At 66.5% G+C, this 21453-nt stretch carries 23 protein-coding genes; 17 read left to right on the top strand and 6 right to left on the bottom strand.

Annotation, left to right across the window (positions count from 1 at the left end; genetic code table 11):
* Positions 1-58 precede the first annotated feature (58 nt).
* A complete protein-coding gene (locus tag CXR29_RS11785) occupies positions 59-775 on the bottom strand; it encodes an IclR family transcriptional regulator (protein WP_025777351.1) in 717 nt (238 codons plus the stop codon).
* 176 nt (positions 776-951) lie between these two features.
* Here CXR29_RS11785 and leuC point away from each other — a divergent pair, with 176 nt between their 5' ends.
* The 7 genes from leuC to CXR29_RS11750 all read left to right on the top strand — a co-directional run bounded on the left by leuC (position 952) and on the right by CXR29_RS11750 (position 8141).
* Positions 952-2436 (top strand): 3-isopropylmalate dehydratase large subunit, encoded by a 1485-nt coding sequence (gene leuC / locus CXR29_RS11780; protein WP_127364606.1) that lies wholly within the window; start codon positions 952-954, stop codon positions 2434-2436.
* A 17-nt stretch (positions 2437-2453) separates the two neighbouring features.
* On the top strand, positions 2454-3053 hold the full coding sequence (gene leuD / locus CXR29_RS11775) for a 3-isopropylmalate dehydratase small subunit (protein WP_025777349.1): 600 nt from the start codon (positions 2454-2456) through the stop codon (positions 3051-3053).
* A 205-nt stretch (positions 3054-3258) separates the two neighbouring features.
* Positions 3259-4575, top strand: coding sequence for a UDP-N-acetylglucosamine 1-carboxyvinyltransferase (murA, locus tag CXR29_RS11770; protein ID WP_101553649.1), 1317 nt, complete (start codon positions 3259-3261; stop codon positions 4573-4575).
* Positions 4572-5345 (top strand): lysophospholipid acyltransferase family protein, encoded by a 774-nt coding sequence (locus CXR29_RS11765; protein ID WP_127364605.1) that lies wholly within the window; start codon positions 4572-4574, stop codon positions 5343-5345. Before murA ends, CXR29_RS11765 begins: the two co-directional genes overlap by 4 nt.
* The gene (locus CXR29_RS11760; protein WP_127364604.1) at positions 5342-6355 is read left to right on the top strand and encodes an NAD(P)H-dependent glycerol-3-phosphate dehydrogenase; all 1014 of its coding nucleotides are present in this window, start codon (positions 5342-5344) and stop codon (positions 6353-6355) included. The genes CXR29_RS11765 and CXR29_RS11760 overlap by 4 nt, the downstream gene beginning before the upstream one ends.
* Positions 6356-6400: 45 nt before the next feature.
* On the top strand, positions 6401-6934 hold the full coding sequence (locus tag CXR29_RS11755; RefSeq protein WP_025777345.1) for a YbhB/YbcL family Raf kinase inhibitor-like protein: 534 nt from the start codon (positions 6401-6403) through the stop codon (positions 6932-6934).
* A 91-nt stretch (positions 6935-7025) separates the two neighbouring features.
* Positions 7026-8141 (top strand): D-alanine--D-alanine ligase family protein, encoded by a 1116-nt coding sequence (locus tag CXR29_RS11750; RefSeq protein ID WP_127364603.1) that lies wholly within the window; start codon positions 7026-7028, stop codon positions 8139-8141.
* Between the two features lie 46 nt (positions 8142-8187).
* Here the strand turns inward: CXR29_RS11750 and CXR29_RS11745 are convergent, their stop codons facing one another.
* A complete protein-coding gene (locus CXR29_RS11745; RefSeq protein WP_127364602.1) occupies positions 8188-8712 on the bottom strand; it encodes a DUF3515 domain-containing protein in 525 nt (174 codons plus the stop codon).
* A gap of 32 nt (positions 8713-8744) precedes the next feature.
* Between CXR29_RS11745 and thiL the strand changes: the two genes are divergently transcribed.
* From thiL to rsmD, 4 genes are read left to right on the top strand one after another with little or no spacing between them, the layout of a single operon-like run.
* Positions 8745-9779 (top strand): thiamine-phosphate kinase, encoded by a 1035-nt coding sequence (thiL, locus tag CXR29_RS11740; protein WP_127364601.1) that lies wholly within the window; start codon positions 8745-8747, stop codon positions 9777-9779.
* A gap of 1 nt (position 9780) precedes the next feature.
* The gene (locus CXR29_RS11735) at positions 9781-11400 is read left to right on the top strand and encodes a DAK2 domain-containing protein (protein ID WP_127364600.1); all 1620 of its coding nucleotides are present in this window, start codon (positions 9781-9783) and stop codon (positions 11398-11400) included.
* Positions 11397-13544 (top strand): ATP-dependent DNA helicase RecG, encoded by a 2148-nt coding sequence (locus CXR29_RS11730; RefSeq protein ID WP_127364599.1) that lies wholly within the window; start codon positions 11397-11399, stop codon positions 13542-13544. The genes CXR29_RS11735 and CXR29_RS11730 overlap by 4 nt, the downstream gene beginning before the upstream one ends.
* Positions 13545-13554: 10 nt before the next feature.
* Positions 13555-14157 carry a 16S rRNA (guanine(966)-N(2))-methyltransferase RsmD gene (gene rsmD / locus CXR29_RS11725; protein WP_127364598.1) on the top strand — a complete coding sequence of 201 codons (603 nt, stop codon included), beginning with the start codon at positions 13555-13557 and terminating at the stop codon, positions 14155-14157.
* 13 nt (positions 14158-14170) lie between these two features.
* Here rsmD and ehuA read toward each other — a convergent pair whose 3' ends face one another.
* The 4 genes from ehuA to ehuB are packed head-to-tail and all read right to left on the bottom strand — an operon-like array spanning position 14171 to position 17266.
* Positions 14171-14977, bottom strand: coding sequence for an ectoine/hydroxyectoine ABC transporter ATP-binding protein EhuA (gene ehuA, locus CXR29_RS11720; protein WP_051505038.1), 807 nt, complete (start codon positions 14975-14977; stop codon positions 14171-14173).
* Positions 14964-15623 carry an ectoine/hydroxyectoine ABC transporter permease subunit EhuD gene (gene ehuD, locus CXR29_RS11715; RefSeq protein WP_025777337.1) on the bottom strand — a complete coding sequence of 220 codons (660 nt, stop codon included), beginning with the start codon at positions 15621-15623 and terminating at the stop codon, positions 14964-14966. Before ehuD ends, ehuA begins: the two co-directional genes overlap by 14 nt.
* On the bottom strand, positions 15620-16366 hold the full coding sequence (ehuC, locus tag CXR29_RS11710) for an ectoine/hydroxyectoine ABC transporter permease subunit EhuC (RefSeq protein WP_101553656.1): 747 nt from the start codon (positions 16364-16366) through the stop codon (positions 15620-15622). The genes ehuD and ehuC overlap by 4 nt, the downstream gene beginning before the upstream one ends.
* Positions 16367-16387: 21 nt before the next feature.
* Entirely contained in the window at positions 16388-17266 is an 879-nt protein-coding gene (gene ehuB, locus CXR29_RS11705; protein WP_101553657.1) for an ectoine/hydroxyectoine ABC transporter substrate-binding protein EhuB, read from the bottom strand.
* 116 nt (positions 17267-17382) lie between these two features.
* Between ehuB and CXR29_RS11700 the strand changes: the two genes are divergently transcribed.
* From CXR29_RS11700 to rnc, 6 genes are all read left to right on the top strand, one after another.
* Positions 17383-18156 (top strand): GntR family transcriptional regulator, encoded by a 774-nt coding sequence (locus CXR29_RS11700; RefSeq protein ID WP_101595160.1) that lies wholly within the window; start codon positions 17383-17385, stop codon positions 18154-18156.
* Entirely contained in the window at positions 18153-18659 is a 507-nt protein-coding gene (gene coaD / locus CXR29_RS11695; protein WP_127364597.1) for a pantetheine-phosphate adenylyltransferase, read from the top strand. Before CXR29_RS11700 ends, coaD begins: the two co-directional genes overlap by 4 nt.
* A 3-nt stretch (positions 18660-18662) precedes the next feature.
* Entirely contained in the window at positions 18663-19850 is a 1188-nt protein-coding gene (locus tag CXR29_RS11690; RefSeq protein ID WP_101595121.1) for an MFS transporter, read from the top strand.
* Between the two features lie 74 nt (positions 19851-19924).
* The gene (locus CXR29_RS11685) at positions 19925-20488 is read left to right on the top strand and encodes a YceD family protein (protein ID WP_231488408.1); all 564 of its coding nucleotides are present in this window, start codon (positions 19925-19927) and stop codon (positions 20486-20488) included.
* 2 nt (positions 20489-20490) lie between these two features.
* The gene (gene rpmF, locus CXR29_RS11680) at positions 20491-20694 is read left to right on the top strand and encodes a 50S ribosomal protein L32 (RefSeq protein ID WP_025777330.1); all 204 of its coding nucleotides are present in this window, start codon (positions 20491-20493) and stop codon (positions 20692-20694) included.
* A 4-nt stretch (positions 20695-20698) separates the two neighbouring features.
* Positions 20699-21403: a ribonuclease III gene (gene rnc, locus CXR29_RS11675; protein ID WP_025777329.1), complete on the top strand. Its 705-nt coding sequence runs from the start codon at positions 20699-20701 to the stop codon at positions 21401-21403.
* The last annotated feature ends 50 nt before the right edge of the window (positions 21404-21453 follow it).

Genomic DNA, 21453 nt, shown 5'->3' with positions numbered 1-21453 from the left:
AGTACAGACAGCGGGCCCGGGAGAGGATTCTCCCGGGCCCGTAAGAGTGCGGCAGCGCTCAGCCGCGCACGAGTGCTTCGGTCAGCGCACGTGCGGCGTCGATGACCGACTTCGCATGCAGCCGACCGGGCTGGCGGGTGAGCCGGTCGACCGGTCCGGAGATCGAGACCGCGGCGACCACGCGGTTGCTCGGCCCGCGCACGGGAGCCGACACCGAGGCGACGCCGCGCTCACGTTCGGCGATCGACTGAGCCCATCCTCGGCGACGGACCCCGGAGAGCATGGTCGCGGAGAATCGGGCACCGCGCAGGCCCGTGTGCAGACGGTCCGGCTCCTCCCAGGCCAGCAGCACCTGAGCGGCCGAGCCGGCGCGCATCGACAGGGTCGCACCGATCGGCACGGAGTCGCGCAGACCCACGGGGCGCTCGGCCGCGGCCACGCACAGACGCAGATCGCCCTGGCGGCGGAAGAGCTGAGCGGACTCACCCGTCTGATCCCGCAGCTGGCCCAGAACGGGCCCGGCCGCGGCCAGCAGACGGTCCTCTCCGGCGGCCGAGGACAGCTCGGCCAGGCGCGGCCCGAGGACGAAGCGTCCCTGCAGGTCGCGGCCGACGATGCGGTGGAATTCAAGGGCAACAGCCAGGCGGTGGGCAGTGGGACGTGCCAGTCCGGTCAGCGTCACCAGCTCGGCGAGAGAGGCGGGGCCGGCCTCAAGTGCGGAGAGAACCATTGCGGCCTTGTCGATGACCCCGACGCCGCTACCATTGCTTGTCATAGGCACCATTGTGCGCGTCTCAGTGGGCGAGATGCAAGTTCGCATTGCGATACGGGCGAGTAGATTTCGAATACGCACTCACTCCAGTGCGCACTCAGCAGTTCATCGACGCGGTCGTACCTCGGCCCGTCAGGTCTACATCGGGTGCAGAGATCCCTGCACCGGCGGGAGGAACCATGCCACGCACATTGGCCGAGAAGGTCTGGGCCGATCACGTCGTCTCACGAGGTGTTGACGGTGCGCCGGACCTTATCTACATCGACCTCCACCTCGTCCACGAGGTGACCAGCCCGCAGGCCTTCGACGGACTCCGACTCGCCGGGCGCCCCGTGCGCCGCCCCGACCTCACCATCGCCACCGAGGACCACAACACCCCGACGTGGGACATCGACAAGCCGATCGCCGAACCCACCTCGGCCACGCAGATCAACACGCTGCGCAAGAACGCTGAGGAATTCGGCATCCGCCTGCACAGCCTCGGTGACGCCGACCAGGGCATCGTCCACGTCGTGGGGCCGCAGCTGGGCCTGACCCAGCCGGGCACCACCGTCGTCTGCGGCGACTCGCACACCTCCACCCACGGTGCCTTCGGGGCGCTCGCCTTCGGCATCGGCACCTCCGAGGTCGAGCACGTCCTCGCCACCCAGACGCTGAGCATCAAGCCCTTCAAGACGATGTCGATCACCGTCGACGGCGATCTGCCCGAGGGCTCGAGCGCGAAGGACATCATCCTCGCGATCATCGCGAAGATCGGCACCGGCGGGGGACAGGGCTACGTGCTCGAATACCGCGGTTCGGCCATCCGCCAGCTGTCGATGGAAGCCCGGATGACGATCTGCAACATGTCGATCGAAGCCGGCGCCCGCGCCGGAATGGTCGCCCCCGATGAGACGACCTTCGACTACGTCAAGGGCCGACCGCATGCCCCCGAGGGCGAAGACTGGGACGCGGCCGTCGAGTACTGGAAGACCCTCTACACCGACGAAGGCGCGGAATTCGACGCCGAGGTGGTCCTCAAGGCCGAAGACATCGAACCGTTCGTCACGTGGGGCACGAACCCCGGCCAGGGCCTGCCGCTGTCGGCTTCCGTGCCCAGTCCCGACGACTTCGCCGACGAGAACGACAAGGCAGCCGCGGCCAATGCGCTGGCCTATATGGGGCTGACCCCGGGCACGCCGCTGCGCGAGATCGAAGTCGACACCGTCTTCCTCGGCTCGTGCACGAACTCCCGGATCGAAGACCTCCGGGCCGCCGCCGAGGTGGTCCGCGGACGCAAGAAGGCCGACAACGTCCGCTTCATGGTCGTCCCCGGCTCCGCGAAGGTCCGCCTCCAGGCCGAAGACGAGGGCCTCGACGTCATCTTCAAGGACTTCGGCGGCGAATGGCGCTTCGCCGGCTGCTCGATGTGTCTGGGCATGAACCCCGACCAGCTGGCCGACGGCGAACGCTGCGCCTCGACCTCGAACCGCAACTTCGAAGGCCGCCAGGGCAAGGGCGGACGCACCCATCTCGTCTCCCCGCTCGTGGCCGCGGCCACCGCCGTGCGCGGCACCCTGTCCTCTCCGGGTGATGTCGCCGACCTGCCGCGGGACGCCGAACCCGTGGAATGGGCCGACGACCGCCTGTCCCTGACCCTGACACCCGTCTCGGCGAACGACTGAAGTAGGAGGAGACCGTCATGGAAGCGTTCACCACCCACACCGGCATCGGCGTTCCTCTGCGCCGATCCAATATCGACACCGACCAGATCATCCCCGCGAAGTTCCTCAAACGCGTCACTCGCACCGGATTCGAAGACGCCCTGTTCTACCGCTGGCGGACCAGTGACGACTTCGTCCTCAACGACCCGAACTTCGCGTCCGGCTCCGTCCTCGTCGCCGGCCCCGACTTCGGCACCGGATCCTCCCGCGAGCACGCCGTCTGGGCGCTCAAGGACTATGGCTTCCGCGTCGTCCTGTCCTCCCGTTTCGGCGACATCTTCCGGGGCAACTCCGGCAAGGAGGGCCTGCTGGCCGCTCAGCTGGAACAGGCCGATATCGAGCTCATCTGGAAGATCCTCGAGAATCATCCCGGCACCCCGATCACCGTGGATCTGAACGAGAAGACCGTGACATGCGACACCGTCACCGTGTCCTTCCAGATCGACGACTACACGCGCTGGCGCCTGCTCGAAGGCCACGATGACATCAGCCTCACCCTGGCCAAGGAAGACGAGATCGTCGCCTACGAATCCTCCCGCTTCGCCTTCAAGCCCACGACCCTGCCCGCCAAGGTCTGAGACTCGCCGAGGCGGGCCACCGCCGCCATCGGACCCCCACCGAGGCGGCCCGCCGTCACGGTCGGGCGCGACCTCGGGGCCGGCTTAGGCGAATCGGTGGGACACCGTCGGCTGGGTTAGTCTAGGACGGTGCCCGCCGCAATCAGCGAGCACCGTCTCCGGGTGGGAGCCCGCCCGGATCCGATCATCGGAATCAGGGAGGAACATGCTCGAAGTACGTGGGGGAAACCCGCTGGACGGCACCGTCCGCGTCCGCGGCGCCAAGAACCTGGTGCCCAAGGCGATGGTGGCCTCTCTGCTCGGCGAGACCCCATCCGTGCTGCGCGGCGTGCCCCAGATCCGCGACGTCGAGATCGTCACCGGACTCCTCGAACTCCACGGAGTCCGCGTCACCTCGGGGCCCGACGGCGACCAGCCCGACGGTGAACTCCACCTCGACCCGGCCGAAGTGGCCCAGGGCTCGATCGTCGACATCGACGCCCACGCCGGTTCCTCACGCATCCCGATCCTCTTCTGCGGACCTCTCCTGCACAGCCTCGGTCAGGCGTTCATCCCCGACCTCGGCGGCTGCCATATCGGCGACCGCCCCATCAACTTCCATCTCGATGTGCTCCGCAAGTTCGGAGCCGTGGTCGACAAGACCCCCGGCGGCATCATGCTCAAGGCACACAGCCGCCTGCAGGGAACGAAGGTCGAACTGCCCTACCCCTCCGTCGGAGCCACCGAACAGGTGCTGCTGACCGCGGTGCGCGCCGAAGGCGTGACCGAGCTGCGGGGTGCGGCCATCGAACCCGAGATCATGGATCTCATCGCGCTGCTGCAGAAGATGGGCGCGATCATCACCGTCGACACCGAGCGTGTGGTGCGCATCGAAGGCGTCGACACCCTCCGTGGGTTCACCCACCGCGCCCTGCCCGACCGCAACGAGACCGCGTCCTGGGCCTCGGCGGCACTCGCCACCGGCGGAGACATCTTCGTCGCAGGCGCCAGCCAGCCGGAGCTCATCACCTTCCTCAACGTCTTCCGCAAGATCGGCGGCGAATTCGAGGTGCAGGAGAACGGCATCCGCTTCCGCCATCCCGGCGGCAAACTCCGATCCTTCGCGCTGGAGACCGACGTCCACCCCAGCTTCATGACCGACTGGCAGCAGCCGCTGGTCGTCGCGATGACTCAGGCCGAGGGGCTGTCGATCATCCATGAGACCGTGTACGAGAACCGGTTCGGCTTCACCGACGCCCTGCGTGATATGGGTGCGCAGATCCAGCTCTACCGCGAATGCCTCGGCGGCACCCCCTGCCGCTTCGGGAGGCGGAACTACCAGCACTCGGCCGTGATCTCGGGGCCCACCGACCTCAGGGGCACCCGCATCGACGTCCCCGATCTGCGCGGCGGCTTCAGCCACCTCATCGCCGCTCTGGCCGCCCGGGGCGCGAGCGAAGTCCACGGCATCGAACTCATCAACCGCGGCTACGAGAACTTCCTCGACAAGCTCATCGGACTCGGCGCCGAGGTGTCCGCATGAGGGCTGAACCCTCGCCCCGGGCCGCCCACGAGCCGAAGCCCCTCGTCGCGTTCGACCCCGCCTCGGTGCGCTCGCAGAACCGGGCGGGCACCGTCGCCGCCACGGCGGCCTTCGGGCTCATGCGCACGGCCACGAGGATGAGCGTGCGGGGGACCGAGCACCTGCCGCCGGCCGGGACGGGCATCATCGTCGCCGCCTACCATGCCAACCATCTCGACCCGATCCTCGTGGGACTGGCGCTCAAGCGCCACGGACGGATGCCGCACTTCCTCGCGAAGTCGACACTGTTCACAGGTGCCCTGGGCGTCATCCTCAAGCGCATCGGGCAGATCCCGGTGCTGCGTGCCTCGGCGCAGGCCGGGGACTCCCTGGCATATGCTAAACAGGCCCTGGCCAACGGTCAGACCGTCGTCATCTATCCCGAGGGCACCTTGACGAAGGACCCGCAGCTGTGGCCGCAGCACTTCAAGACCGGCACCGCTCGGCTGGCGCTCGAGACCGGAGCGCCGATCGTCCCCGTCGCCCATTGGGGACTGGACACGGTCTACCCGCGTGGGCAGAAGAAGGTCCGCTTCCGTCCCTTCAGCCACGACTCGGTCGTCGCCTTCGGTCCCGCCATCGACTATTCGGATCTGTGGGATCGCCGGCATGAGAAGAAGACGATGGGAGACCTCTCCCAACGAGTGAAGAACACCGTGGCGGCGATGGTGGCCGAACTGTCCGAACGCGAACTGCCGCAGCGTTTCACAGCTAAGGAGTCTGGCGAATGAGCGTCGACAAGATCACCGTCCTCGGAGCCGGATCGTGGGGAACCACCTACGCCGCGGTCATCGCCGACGCCGGTTTCCCCGTCACCCTGTGGGCTCGCCGCCCCGAGGTCGCCGCGGAGATCAACTCCATGCACACCAATGAGCGCTATCTGGGCGAACGGGTTCTGCCCGAGGGGCTGAGCGCGACCGCTGACGACATCGCCGCCGTCACCGATGCCGAGGTCATCGTCCTCGCCGTTCCCGCCCAGACCCTGCGGGAGAACCTCACCCGCTGGAAGCCGCACCTGCGTGAGGGTGTGAAGCTCGTGAGCCTGATGAAGGGCATCGAGGTCGACACCGGAAAGCGCATGTCCGAGGTCATCGCCGAGGTCGCCGAGGTCGCCGAATCCCAGATCGCCGTCGTCTCGGGTCCGAACCTCGCCCGTGAGATCGCCGACCGGCAGCCCACCGCCACCGTCGTCGCCTCGTCCGACATCACCACCGCCGAGGTGGTCGCGGAGATCAGCGCGAACGCGTACTTCCGGCCGTATACGAACACCGATGTCGTCGGCGTCGAGATCGGCGGTGCGATCAAGAACATCATCGCCCTGTCCGTGGGCATCGCCGACGGGCAGAAGCTCGGCGACAACTCGAAGGCCTCGATCATCACCCGCGGTCTCGCCGAAACCTCTCGCCTGGCTGCGGCCATGGGCGCCGAGGCGCACACTCTGTCCGGGCTCGCCGGACTCGGCGACCTCGTGGCCACCTGCGCCTCTCCCCTGTCACGCAACCGCACCTTCGGGCGCCACCTCGGTGAGGGGATGAGCCTCGAGGACGTCATCGCCCACACCTCACAGACAGCCGAGGGTGTGAAATCCGCCCCCGCCGTCCTCGCCCTGGGCCGACGCAACGGCGTCGACCTGCCCATCACCGAGGCGGTCTGCGCAGTGCTGAACGGACAGCTGCAGGTTGACGAACTCGCCGGATTGCTGTTGTCTCGGAAACGTAAGCACGAAGGACCGCCAGCCTGAGGCGAAGCCCGTCTCAGGCCGATCGCTGGACAATTAGGAGCACCCATGAGCGCCAACTCACCGTTCTTCAACCTTCCCGAACTTCCGACCTTCACGCTGACCAGCACCGACATCGACGACGGTGGAGTGCTCAGCGGCCCCCAGCTCTCCGGCGCCATGGGCGTGCCCGGCGGTGAGGACGTCTCCCCGCAGCTGTCGTGGTCCGGTTTCCCGGCAGAGACCAAGGCCTTCGCCGTGACCTGCTATGACCCCGACGCTCCGACGGGGTCGGGCTTCTGGCACTGGGTCGTCACGGACCTCGACGCCTCGGTGACGAGCCTGGAGGCCAATGCCGGCGATCCGGCCGCCGACCTCCTGCCCGGCGGAGCCGTGACCCTGCGCAACGATGCCGGCGAACCCCGCTTCGTCGGTGCCGCCCCGCCGCAGGGCCACGGACCGCACCGTTACTTCTTCATCGTCACCGCTCTGGCCGAACCGCTGGGCATCGACGAATCCGCGTCACCTGCCTTCGCCGGCTTCAACATGTTCTTCAAGGGCATCGGCCGCGCGTGGCTGGAATGCACGTTCGAGGTCAAGTGAGCTAGAGTCTTTCAGTCCGCGCACACCTGACCCGCTGTGCGCACCCCGTGCCCGGTCCCAGTGCGCGGGAGTACCAGTTCAAAGGAAACTCATGGCAGACAACGATCACCGGCCCCGTGTCGCAGTCCTCTTCGGAGGCCGTTCGAGTGAGCACTCCGTCAGCTGCGTCACCGCGGCCGGAGTGATCGGTGCCATCGACTCCCAGGCCTTCGACGTCCTGCCGATCGGCATCACGAAGACCGGCGTGTGGCGGGTCGTCGACGACTGGGCGAGCATGCGCTTCGATCCCGACGCCATGCCCGAAGTCACGGACAACGGCACCGAGGTGATCCCTCCGGTCTCCGCCGACGGGGCGCCTCTGCTGCACCGGGATGCCGAGGGCACCTGCACCGAACTGGGTGCGGTCGACGTGTTCTTCCCGCTCCTGCACGGACGCTTCGGTGAGGACGGAACCCTGCAGGGACTGTTCGAACTCAGCGACACCGCATTCGTCGGCTCCGGAGTGTTCTCCTCCGCCGCGAGCATGGACAAACACTTCACGAAGTCGCTCATGGCTCAGGCCGGAATCCCGACCTGCCCGTGGGAACTCGTGACCGAGACGATGTGGGCCGCAGACCGCGCCGAGGCCGAGAACCGAGTGGCCGGGCTCGGCCTGCCCGTCTTCGTCAAACCCGCCCGCGCCGGATCGTCCATGGGAGTCAGCCGGGTCGCCGAAGCCGCCGACCTCGAAGCCGCCCTGCTCGGTGCGTTCGAACACGACTCCAAGGTCATCGTCGAACCCGAGGTCAGCGGCCGTGAGGTCGAATGCGCCGTGCTCGGTTCCCTCCATGACACGGACCTGCGCGTGTCCGCACCGGGCGAGATCCGCGTGAGCGGAGATCATTCCTTCTACGACTTCGACGCCAAGTACCTCGACCTCGCCGCCGCCGAGGTCACCTGTCCGGCCGACCTCGACGAGACGGTGACGGCCCGGGTTCAGGATCTGGCCGCCTCGGTGTTCCGCCTCTTCGACTGCACCGGACTCGCCCGCGTCGACACGTTCGTCACGGACACCGGAGACGTCGTCATCAACGAACTCAACACCCTGCCCGGGTTCACCCCCACCTCGGCGTACCCGTTCATGTGGGCGCAGTCGGGACTCGACTACTCCGAACTCATCGGCGAACTCATCTCGATCGCCCTGATCGACCACTCCCGCGCGAAGTGAGACGGGGCGCCATATGCGGCGCAATCGCGTCCGCGGCGGGCGGGCTCTAGTCGGTGATGTCCTCCGCGCCGACGCATTCGTGCTCCGGCGGGATCTTCGACAGTGTCGGTGAGATCGCGGCGAGCACATCGTTGCCGGACTCGGCCTTGCGGTTGACGAGCACCTCGACCGCCGGTGTGCGACCGTAGCTGGTGAACCTCCACGTCGAATCGTCGTCGTCCACCGGTTTCGAGATCCAGTCGACCCCGGACACGCTCACGCACTGATCGGTCGTCGGGCCGGGAGGAGTGACTCCGCAGCGCAGCACCGCGACATTGGGATCTCCCCACGCCTTCGTGCCCTGCGAGGAGGTCGTGCGAGCCTTCTCACCCGAGATCTCATCGGGCAGGGTGAGCATGATGTCGGCACACTTCGGATTCGCCGCGTCCTCGGCGGGTTCGACGATGACGGTCCGCGAACACCCGGTGACTGCCAGACCGGTGAGCACCGTGGCCAGCGCGACGACGGTGAGAGAACGGCGACGGTGCGCGGGCCGGGCGCTGCGGCGCGTCGAAGCAGAGCGAGATCTCATAGGACTACCGTATCGCCCGATAACCTGGAGCCATGACCCGACTGTCCGAACTTGGCGAATCACACATCATCTCCCGCGTGCTCACCCGCAATCCCAGCAGCGCACAGGTGATCGTCGGACCCGGAGACGATGCGGCCGTGACCGCACCGGATGGTCAGCTCGTCTCGACGGCGGACATGCTCGTGGAGAACGAGGACTTCACCCGTGTGTGGTTGGACTGGGGGCAGCTCGGAGTCAAGGCAGCGGCCCAGAACCTCGCCGACGTCTGCGCCATGGGCGCGACCCCGCACGGACTGCTCGTGTCCCTGGCCGTTCCCGATGACACGGACATCGCCTGCCTCGAAGCCCTGTACGCCGGTCTCATCGACGAAGCGGCACGAGCGGGGACGGCTTTGGACTGCACCGTGCCGATCATCGGCGGGGACCTGTCCTCGTCGCGCCTCATCGTCATCGCCATCACCGCGCTCGGGACGGTGGAGAAGGGCCACGAGATCCTGCGCTCCGGTGCCCGGCCCGGAGACGCGCTCTTTCTGGCCGGGACCGTTGGGCGAGCGGCCGCCGGCCTCGACCTGCTCTTCGCCGGAGCGCGACGCGACACCGTCGGACCTGAGCTGCGATCACTCATCGAGACCCAACTGGCGCCACGGCCCGACTACGGAGCACTGGCCACGATCGGAGCCTCGGCGATGATCGACGTCTCCGACGGACTCAGCCTCGACCTCGCCCGGGTGGCGACCGCCTCGGGGGTGGGAATCGACCTCGAGTCGGCCCTGCTCCGCGAGCTCATCGACCCGCTGCTGCCGGCGGCCGAATTCGTGCTCGAGGCCCGAACGGCGAGTGGGACAGGCGATGCGAACGGTACGACCGGTACGGCCACGACGGCGGAGGACCTGGCACTGTCCTGGGTCCTCGACGGGGGAGAAGACCACGGCTTCGCCGCGTCGGCGCCGTCGCGTCAGGACCCTGGAGTAGGCTGGCGGAGAATCGGAGCGATCCGCACCGGAGACGATGTCAGCCTCGACGGCACCCCCGTGCCGGCGAGCGGTTTCAGCCATTTCGGGAAGTGACATGAGCAACGCCATCAGCCTCAACGGTCGTCTGGCCGCGCGCTGGGCCCGCCGCGCGGTCGACCGGTTGCGCAAGGAGCGCACCGAGATCGACGAGCTCAACGTCTTCCCCGTCCCCGACGGCGATACGGGTACGAACATGTACCACACTCTGCGGGCCGCCTACCTCGCCGTCGAAGAGCTCACCGGCCCCGTCACCCTCCCACAGGTCGTCGCCGCACTCGCCGCCGGAGCCGGACGCGGCGCCCGCGGCAACTCCGGACTCATCCTCGCCGTCGCCCTGCAGGGAGTCGCCGATGCCCTGGCCGGAGTCACCGTCGCCACCGCCGACGCCATGGCCACCGCCCTCGAGACCGCCTCCGACCGGGCCCGGGCCGCCGTCGCCCGCCCCGTCGACGGCACCATGCTCACCGTGCTCGACGCCATGGCCACCGAGGCACGCGAGCACGCCGACGACGGAGCCGAGCTGATCGACGTCATCGCGGCCGTGCGGGAACGCTCCCGGTCTGCCCTGCGGGAGACCACCGGACAGCTCACCGTGCTGCGCGAGGCCGAGGTCGTCGACGCCGGATCGACGGGAATCGTCGAACTCTTCGACCTCCTCTACGCCACCGTCACCGGTCGGACACCGCAGGATTCGATGCTCGCCGAGGTGGCCCGCCCACCGAAGATCATCCACGAAGCCACCGCGGATGAACTCGAGATCGTCGCCATCCTCGCTGATACCCCCACGGACTCGCTCGCCGAGGATCTCGACCGCCTCGGCGGGACCTCGATCGTCATCAACGCGGCCAAGGTCCACGTCCACGTCGCCGACGAGACGACCGCCGCGACCGTCATCGACCGCCTCGGCGAATATGGGATCGCCCGGCTCGATATGGAAGACCTGCGGATGCACGAGCAGGAAGGGGAGACGAAGCTCATCGCCCTGGTCAAGGGCACGGGGCTGCTCATGCACACTGCGCTCAACGGGGCCACGGCGCTGACTCCGGAGGTGGGGGACCTGTTCGAGACGATGTCCGAACTCATCGCCGCCGAGGACCGGGAGGTCATCGTCATCCCCAGCTCCACCTCGGCGCTGAAGTCCCTGACCGGGCTGGGCGCGCATGTCGTGCGCTCCCGCAACGTCGGCACCCTGCTCTCGGCCCTGGCCGTCTACGATCCCTTCGCTCCGGCGGGGGAGATCTTCGCGGATATGACCGAAGCCGCCGCGGGCACCAGAGTGGGCACGATCTATTCGGCCGATCAGCTCGCCTCCGACCCGCCGACCGGGATGCTGCCGGCCGTTGCCGAGGACGAAGGATCGACTGCGGTCGGCGTTCCGGGTGCTGGCGCGGGTGGGGGCACGGCTGTGGCGGCTCATCCGGCGCAGTTCTACCGGGTGTTCATCGAAGGCCGCGCGAAGACCCAGAGCACGGAGCTGCGGACCTTGGTCGAGAAGCTCGCCGATCGGCTGCTCGGGGCCGGTGGAGAGCTGCTCACCGTCGTTTACGGACCCGACTGCGCACCCGAGGTGCTCGACCATCTGCGGGACTGGATCCAGAAGTCACATGAGACCGTCCACTTCCAGGACATCGATGCCAGAGACTCCGGGGTGCTCGTGATCATGGGGGTCGAATGAGGACCCGGCTCGAAGACAACTTCCGGCCGGCCGATCGGAAGAACCTGGCCCAGCGCGGGGTGCATTCGGTCACCGACCTCTTCCGCTTCTTCCCTCGGCGCTACCTCGTGCCGGGGGAGCACACGGAGCTCGGAGATCTGCCGCTCGGTGAGACTGCGATCATCCAGGCCGAAGTCATCAAGGTCGACACGCGGCGGATGAAGCAGCGGAAAGGCACGATCACCGAAGTCATCGTCCATGACGGAACACAGTCGATGAAGATTGCGTTCTTCAACCAGCACTGGTTGGGGAAGGCGCTGAAGCCGGGACTGACCGTTGTCTTCGGCGGCAAGGTGGAATCGTTCCGCGGGCAGCTGACCCTGGCGTCTCCCGTGTGGCTCAACCGCACCGAGGATGATCATGAGTGGACTCCCGAGGACCTCAACTCGCCGTTCCCGATCTACCCGGCCGTGAAGAAGATCGCGCAGTCCCGGCTGTGGAGTTCGATCAAGACCCTGCTCACCGTCGCCGGTCCCGAGGAGTTCGAGGATCCGCTGCCGAAAGGACTGCGGGACGCTCACGAGCTGCCGGATCTGCGCACAGCTCTCGAGGACATGCATCGGCCGCGGACGATCGAGGACGTCGAGCGGGCCCGGCTGCGGTGGAAGTGGGAAGAAGCTCTCGCCCTGCAGACCGAATTCGCCGCCCGCAAGGCGAAGCTGGCTGACGAGAAGGCGACACCGCTGCTGACCCAAGGCGCGAAGAGCCGCCGCTTCGATGCAGACCTGCCCTTCACTCTCACCGCATCCCAGGTCAGGGTCGGTGAGGAGATCTCTGAGGACATGGCTGCGGACCGGCCGATGCACCGGCTCCTCCACGGTGATGTCGGTTCCGGTAAGACGCTTGTGGCGCTGCGGGCCATGCTCACCGCCGTCGACTCGGGTGCCCAGGCCGCCATGCTCGCCCCCACCGAGGTGCTCGCCACTCAGCATTTCCATTCGATTCAGACCTTCCTCGACGAGCAGATGGCGCTGTCTCCGCTGCTGTCCGATGATGATCAGGTGACAGTGGCGCTGATGACCGGGTCGATGCCGGCGAAAGAGCGTCGCGAACTCGCCCTCGACCTCGTCGCCGGCAACATCGACATCGTCGTCGGCACGCATGCGCTGCTGTCGGAGTCGACGATGTTCTCCGACCTCGGCCTCATCGTCGTCGACGAACAGCACCGGTTCGGTGTCGAGCAGCGGGAAGCGCTGCGGGCCAAGGGCGGGGACACGACGCCGCACACTCTCGTGATGTCGGCGACGCCGATCCCGCGCACCGTGGCGATGACGGTCTTCGCCGACCTCGATATCTCGACCTTGAAGGAGATGCCCGCCGGGCCGAAGGACATCGCCACTCATGTGGTGCCGATCGTCGACCAGCCTGCCTGGTACGTCCGGGTGCGTCAGCTCATGCGGCAGACCGCCGAGGCTGGGAAGGGAGTCTTCGTCGTCTTCCCGCGAATCGAACCGACGGACATCGAAGATCCGGAGTCCGGGGACGTCGTCGGACAGAAGCAGGGCATCGAAGACATCTCACGGAAGCTGTCTGAGACCCCGGAACTGGCTGGTCTGACGTTCGGTCTGCTGCACGGTCGGATGTCGACGGCGGAGAAGGACCGGGTGCTTGCGGACTTCGTCGGAGGCGATATCGACATCCTCGTCTCGACGACGGTCATCGAGGTCGGCGTCGACGTGGCGCGGGCGACGATGATGGTCATCATCGAAGCCGAGAACTTCGGTGTCGCACAGCTGCACCAGCTGCGCGGACGCGTCGGCCGTGACGGCAGCTCCGCCATGTGCTTCCTGCTCACCGAGATGAGTGCTGAGGACGAGAGCTATGGGCGACTGCAGGCGGTGGCCGACACGCTCGACGGATTCGCCCTGGCCGAATACGACCTCGACTCCCGGGGCGAAGGCGATGTGCTCAGCGGCTCCCAATGGGGCGGATCCTCGCTGCGGCACCTTTCGATCCTCCGCGACTCCGAGATCGTGGCCGAAGCGAAGACGATCGCCGAACAGATCGTCGCCGTCGACCCCACCCTCGAGGCGGTGCCTGCGCTCAAGGCCTTCATCAGGCGCGTCCTGCCCGAGGACGACGCGCACTTCATCGAGGCAGGCTGAGGAGGCAGACATGAGAATCATCGCCGGAGCACACAAGGGCGCCAGACTCACCTCCCCGTCGGGGGCGAACACCCGACCGACGTCCGACCGGGTCAAGGAGTCCCTGTTCTCCATGCTCGACGGCTACGGGGTGGTGCCGGCCGCGAACGTCCTCGACCTCTTCGCCGGTTCCGGCGGGCTGGGCTTCGAAGCGATGTCGAGGGGTGCCGCACAGGTCGACTTCGTCGATTCCTCGCTCGCTTCGATCCGCTCGCTGCAGGCCAATGCCGACAAGCTCGGACTCGACCACTCCGCGACAGTCCACGCCGGGGACGTGCTCCAGTTCCTCGCCGGACTGCCCGGACCGGAGAATCCGGAGTCGCGGGTCTTCGACCTCGTGTTCATGGACCCGCCGTACCCGTTGGGGGAGGACGCTGTCACGCAGATCCTCAGGCGTCTGCGCACACACCTGGACATGGAGTCCATCGTCGTCGTCGAACGTGCTGCGCGCTCGCCGGAGCCGACGATGCCCGACGGGCTCGAAGTCTTCCGCGCGAAGACGTTCGGCGAGACCGCGATCCATTTCGTCCAGCTCGCCGGAGAGGCGGACGACGCGGCAGCTGCGGCGGACTAGAGCACGCTGGGGATCAGAGCACGCTCGAGAGGAACTTGCGGGTGCGTTCGTGCTGCGGGTTGTTGAAGATCTGATCCGGCGGACCCTCTTCGAGCACCTGACCGCCGTCGAACATCATCACCCGGTGTGAGACGTCGCGGGCGAACTGCATCTCGTGGGTGACCAGCAGCATCGTGATATCCGTGGTCTCGGCGATATCGCGCAGCACTTCGAGCACGTCGCCGACGAGTTCCGGATCGAGCGCCGAGGTGACCTCGTCGAGGAGGAGGATCTCCGGGTTCATCGCCAGGGCCCGGGCGATCGCCACACGCTGCTGCTGACCGCCGGAGAGGCGAGTCGGGTGCGCCCCGGCTTTGTCGGCGAGGCCCACGCGTTCGAGCAGCTCCTTGGCTTCCTTGGTCGCGTCGGCCTTGGACTTGCCGAGCACGTGCACGGGGGCTTCGATGATGTTCTCGAGCACGGTCATGTTCGGGAACAGGTTGAACTGCTGGAAGACCATGCCGATGCGCGTGGTCATCTCGCGGGTGCGCTTCTTCGGCAGCTCGACCCGCTTGCCGTCGCGCTCTTCGAACGTCAGCGGCTGACCGTCGACGAAGATGTAGCCGCCGGTGAGCTCTTCGAGGGTCATCACCAGCCGCAGGATCGTCGTCTTGCCCGATCCGCTGGGTCCGATGAGGGTGACGCGCTCGCCGGGAGCCACCGTGAAGTTGAGGTTCTTGAGCACCGTGGTCGGCCCGAAGCTCTTCTCCACGTCAGTGAACTCGATCGCCGGTGTGCCGGTGTCGGTTGGTGTGGCTGGGGTGTTCTCAGTAGGTGGCAAGACGTCGATCCAATCTCTGAATGAGCAGTGAGGTCGGGTAGCTGGCGGCGAGGAAGATGATGCCGGCCAGCGTGAAGGCTTCCGTATAGGCGAAGGTCGAACCGCCGAATTCCTTCGCGGCCGTGACGAGCTCGACGACGGAGATCGCGAACAGGAACGGTGTGTCCTTGAACATCGCGACCGCGTAGTTGCCCAACGACGGGATCGTCGCCCGCAGCGCCTGCGGGAGCACGATCGCGGTGAACGTGCGCACCGGCGGCAGCGACAGGGCGGTGGCCGCTTCGAACTGTCCCGGCGGTACGGCATCGATCCCGGCTCGGTAGCTTTCGGACATGTAGGTCGAATAGTGGATGCCGATGACGATGAAGCCGACGACGAGAGCCGGGATGTCGACGAGACCCGGAATGTCCGAGAACCCGAAGTAGACGAACAGCAGCTGGACGACCAGCGGGGTGTTGCGGATGAACGCGACGATGAGACGGACGAGCCAGTTGATCCACCGCGGCAGTCCGCGGATGGCGACGGCGAGGATGAGTCCGAGGATCGCGGCGATGACGGTGCCGACGACGGTGGCGATGAGCGTGTTGACGAACCCACGCAGCAGGATCGGCAGTGCTTCGGCGGCGAATTCCCAGTTCCAGATCACAGGGTGCCTCCCTTCGCACGTGCGGCATCGGACCGGGCCGCACGCCGGGCGTCGCGGCGATCGGTCCGTGAGTTCGAGCGCCTGCGACCCAGCGCAGCTGTGGCCCTGCGTTCGAGGAAGTTCATGAATTCCTGGAGCAGCCAGGCCAGCACGAAGTAGATGAGGAGACCGATCGAGAAGGCGAACATCGTGTCACCGGTCGACTGGCGCAGCTGGCCGACCTTATCGGTGAGGTCGGAGAGAGTGATGAAGGAGACGACCGCCGTGCCCTTGAGAAGTTGGATGAGCAAGGTCGCGATCGAAGGGATCATGAGCGCCCAGGCCTGCGGGAAGATCACACGGATCATCCGGCGGGTGGGGGAGAGGCTGAGCGCGATCGCGGCCTCCCACTGCCCGGGGGCCACGGTCTTGATCGAGGACCGGACCACCTCGGCGGAATAGGCTCCGTAGTTGAGCGCCAGCGCGCCGATGCCACAGGCCATGGGGTCGAGGTCGGCGCCGAGGAGCGGCAGCACGTAGAACAGCCAGAACAGCTGGACGAGCAATGAGGTGCCGCGGAAGAATTCGACGATGATGCGCGCCGGGATGCGCAGCCAGGCACTCGGCGAGGTCATCGTCAGACCCAGGATGAGGGCGATGAGCACGGCCCCGATGCTGCCGAGAACCGTGAGGATGATGGTTGTCTGAACTCCCTCCCACAGCTGTGGGAGGAAGTTCAGCAACGTCGAGATGTTGTCGTTCATAGTGCTGGAGTTGGCGCCGACTCAGGAGTCAGCGGTGGGAAGTTCGCCCTTGCACAGCTGATCGGTCGTGATCGAACCGTCGGGGCGCTCCTCGGCCGTGAAGCCGTAGTCGCCGACGGCGTCGAGGTAGGCGTCCTCGTCGGAGATGATCTTGTCCAGACCCTTGTTCCACTCGTCGCGGAGTTCCTCGTCATCGGTGCGGAAGACCGTGGCACCGGCACCGACCTGCGGGACACCGTCGATCTCCTGGACGAAGGATTCGCTGACTTCGACACCGGCATCGGCGTTGTTCTTCGCCATCCAGTTGAGCGAGATGGCGGTCAGCGCAAAGACGTCGGCGCGACCGGTGGTCACGGCGTCCATACCGTCCTGCGGGGTGCCGACCTGCTGGGTCTCGATGCCGAGGTCTTTCGCATAGTCGGATTCGATGGCACCGGTCATGGTGGCGAGCTTGACGCCCTTGTCCTTGACGTCATCGAGGTTCTTCATGCCGTCGAGCTTGCCCTCCTTGGTCATGAGGGCAGTCGTGTACATGAACTCGGGATCGCCGAAGGCGGCCTGCTCGCAGCGGTCGGGCAGGATCGACATGCCGGCGGAGATCGCGTCGAAGCGATCGGCATTGAGGCCGGGGATGAGAGATCCGAATTCGGTGTTGACGCCTTCGACGTCGTCGACGCCGAGCTCCTTGAACACGGCCTTGGCCAGGGAGACGGAAGCTCCCTGGAGCTCACCGCCCTCTTCGAAGCTGTACGGGGCCTCACCGGCGAAGCCGACGGTGATCTTTCCGTCGTCGATGGCCTTCTGGAGAGTCGACTTGTCCGAGTCGCTTCCGCCGCAGGCACCCAGTGTGAGCGTCAGCGCGAGGATCGAAGTCGCGGCGGCCAGTCCTTTGAGTTTCATATGCTGTTCCTTCCTTGAACGTCGACACATCGAGGTGACGTGCGTCTCTTGGACAGTATTCAATACTCATGTTGTCCGAATGTCACACTGTCTGACAACGTTATATGATCGTGACCGTGACGAATCCTCCTACTTCCGAGCTGCCGGTGCTGCGCAAAGTGGTCCGGGCGTCGACGATCGACCTCATCGTCGACCAGATCCGCAACGCCATCTACTCCGGGTCACTCGAGCCCGGTCAGTCGATCAGCGAAGTGCGCACGGCCGAGCTGCTCGGGGTGTCGCGGCCGTCCCTGCGGGAGGCCCTGCAGCGTCTCATCAGCGAAGGCGTGATGACGCATGCTCCCGGACGAGGTGTGCATGTGAGGCGGATGCGCACCGCCGATATCGACGACATCTACGCCGTGCGCGAGGCGATCGAGTCGCAGGCGGTCAAGCTCGTCGTCAGGCAGGGTCGGTCCACGTCACGGATCGGCACGGCGCTGCGAGAGCTCGAGCACGCCATCGAGGACAACGTCGCGCGTACGATCGGCGACGCCGACCTCAACTTCCACTATGCGATCGTCGCGTCCTCCGGATCGGCGCGGCTGACCGACCTCATGAAGGTCTCGATGGTCCACACCCGACTGCTGTCGCTGTCCGAGAAGCGCGGCTACGAGGTTCGGTGCGATCTCATCGACAGCCACCGCAAGCTCGCCGAGGCGGTCGCCGCCGGTGACGAGCCCCGTTCCCTGGCCATCGTCGCGCGGATCATGGCCGAGGCCGCCTCCCGACTGCACGGATCCGATGACGGTTTCGACGCCCAAGTCGTCAGGGGCCACGACGATGAGACGCCCGCCGGCGACCAGTGGCTGCAGCTGCGTGAGCGGCCGAACGATACGATGAGGGCATGAAGGTCGTCTGCCCCGGTTCCTATGACCCGATCACCATGGGTCATCTCGATATCATCGCTCGCAGCTCTCGGATGTTCGAAGAGGTCGTCGTGGCGGTCGTCCACAATCCCTCGAAGTCCGGTCGCTTCGACCCGGCCGTCCGCGCGGACCTCATCCGTCGATCCCTGACCGAGGACGAACGCACTCGGGGCGCACAGAACATCACGATCGACCTCGTCTCCGGGGGCCTCCTCGTCGACTACTGCACGAGAATCGGCGCCCCCGCCGTCGTCAAGGGCCTGCGCTCGGGCACCGACTTCGCCTACGAACTGCCGATGGCGCTGATGAACAAGCATCTGTCCGAACTCGAGACGATCTTCGTCCCCGGTGATCCGAAGTTCGAACACGTCTCCTCCTCACTCATCAAGGAAGTCCACGGAGGCGGCGGGGACATCGAAGGCCTCGTCCCCACCTCTGTGCTCGACGCCCTGCGGGGAGACAACCCCGGCGACGGCGCTCGCTGAGGGATGGGCGCGGCGACTCCAGCCAACCGGGCGTGGTTTCCCGGTCTCGTCATCCATACCGTGCTCGCGCACGCCACCTACAACGGCGTCCGCGTCCTCATCTCCTACCGCACCCTCGAACTCGGCGGAACGGGGTTCGTCCTCGGCCTGATGACGGCCGTGTACTCCCTCGTCCCTCTGCTCACCGCTCTCCTCATCGGCCGCCTCGTCGACCGCGGGTACGCCACCGCGGTGCTGTGGACGGGCACCGTGCTGTCCGTCCTGCCCGTCGCGCTCGCGGCCATGGCACCCAACCTCGGTGTGCTGCTGGTCGCCACGATGAGCCTCGGCGTCGGACAGCTGCTGACCACGGTCGCCTCCCAAGCACTCATCCCGCAGAGCTTCCCGGCGGCCCAGATGACATCGAAGTTCGGCCACCTCACCCTCGGCGTCTCGATCGGGCAGACCATCGGACTGCCTCTGGCGGGAATGGTCGCCGATGCCACCTCGGGGGACACCGCGATCACGAACGCCCTGTGGTTCATGACCGCGGTCTCCGCGCTCACCCTCATCGCCGCCGTGATCGTCATGCTCCGCGGCAGGACTCCGCACGTCTCCCGAGCCGAGGCGGCCGAAGGGACGCAGACGCCGTGGGCGCTCCTGTCGATCAGGGGGATGAAACCGGCGATCTTCGCGTCCATGGCCACGCTCGCCGCCGTCGACCTGATGACCGCCTACCTGCCGCTCATCGGGCAGCAGAACGGACTGTCCGTGACCACGGTGACCTGGCTGCTCGCCCTGCGCACCCTGGCCTCGGTGGTCTCACGGCTCTTCATCGGAAGCCTCACGGCCAGGTGGCGGGACCTGTCTCTGCTGTGGACCGCCTCGGCGATGGCCGGCATCAGCGTCGTCCTCATCCCCGTGTTCAGCCAACCGTGGATGCTCGGGCTGCTGCTCGCGGTCGCGGGATTCTGCTTCGGACTCACCCAGCCGCTGACCATGTCGTGGGTGTCCGCGCTGGCCGATGCGAAGAATCGGGCCGCGGTGCTCTCGATCCGCCTGGCGGGCAACCGACTCAGCCAGGTCGCGATCCCCTCGGCCGCCTCGGCGCTGACGATCGTCGCCGGCTCCGGGGTCGTGTTCACGATGTCCGGAGCGCTGCTCCTCATCGCCGGGGCAGTGACCTGGCGCAATCATCACGAACGATGGTGACGAGGAACACCTGCACGGCCGATGAGCACCGATTGGTAATGACCGCTGACAATGATTAGAATGGTGAGTCGCGTGTGAACGCAGGAGCGACATCCTCAAACGCGCCAGGAGGACAGGGCATGAAGAACAGATCTGAATTCGTCTATGATCTCAGATCCATGGGACTGCTCGGTCATCCGGGTGAGTGGGAACGGGTGAACACCACCTTGTCGGCTCCAGCGGATCTCAAGATCGAAGTGATCGGGGTTGGTCAAGGTTCACCACTGACGCTCGAGCTGATGTTCGAGAGTGTGTCGGAGGGGATCTACGTGTCGGGCACAGTCTCGGCGACGGCCCGCGGCGAAGACGCGAGGACGCTCGAACCCATCGAGCTGCCTATAGATGTGGACATCCAGGAGATGTACGTCTATGAGCAGGCCGAAGGGGACGAGGACTCCTACGTCATCGACCGGGATCAGCTCGACCTCGAGCCCGCGATCAGAGACGCCGTCGTGATGGCTCTGCCGTTCAATCCCTCGCGGGATGAGAGCGAGGAGTTCAGCTACACCCTGGGGGAGGACCTCGAGGTGGACGAGGACGAATCCGAATCGCCGTTCGCATCATTGAAGAATCTGTTGGAAGAGAAGAAAGAGAGCTAGACGTGGCTGTTCCGAAGCGTAAATTGTCGCGCAGCAACACCCGCCACCGTCGTTCGCAGTGGAAGGCCAAGGCTCCGAACCTGGTCAAGACTGTGGAGAACGGTCGCGTTGTGTACTCGCGCCCCCACCAGGCCAAGGTCGTCGAAGACGCAGCCGGCACCCCGCTGTACCTCGAGTACAAGGGCCGCAAGGTCGCTGACGTCTGAGACTGTGGACACAGACACCACAGCAGCACTGAAGAAGAGTCTCGGGATCGATATTGATCCCGAGACTTTTCGTCTCGCGCTCACGCACCGCTCCTTCGCCTTCGAGGCCGGTGGCATCCCCACCAACGAGCGCCTCGAGTTCCTCGGCGACTCCGTTCTCGGCCTCGTCGCCACCGAGTCGCTGTTCTACGACAACCCGGACCTGCCCGAAGGCCAGCTGGCCAAAATGCGTTCGGCCGTCGTCAACACGCGCGCCCTCGCCTCGATCGCCCGCCGCCACGGCATCGGCGAGCACATTCTGCTGGGCAAGGGTGAGGAGCTGACCGGAGGCCGGAACAAGGACTCGATCCTCGCCGACACGGTCGAAGCGCTCATCGGCGCGACCTTCGTCTCCCGCGGACGCGAAGAGGCCTTCGCCTTCGTCCACCGCCTCATCGACGGCATGCTCGACGACGCGGTCAACCTCGGCGCGGGGATGGATTTCAAGACCACCCTGCAGGAAGCGGCCGCCGACCTCGACCTCGGTGCCGTGAGCTACGAGATCACCTCGGCCGGGCCCGACCATGCGATGGTGTTCACCGCCACCGCGATGCTCGGGGCGAACAACTGGGGCGCCGGCGACGGTTCGTCGAAGAAGGCCGCCGAAGCTGCGGCCGCCGAGGTGGCTGTCAAAGCCATCCGCACCATCTACCCGGACTACCGGCGCTGAGCCTCACCGTGGTCTCTTTGTGCGCTCACGGGCGCATGCCTGATCGAATC

It is taken from the genome of Brevibacterium linens, assembly GCF_003999335.1.
GTDB lineage: Bacteria > Actinomycetota > Actinomycetes > Actinomycetales > Brevibacteriaceae > Brevibacterium > Brevibacterium linens.
Note: the sequence above shows the minus strand (reverse complement) of the source record. Positions and strands in the feature narration are given on the sequence as shown.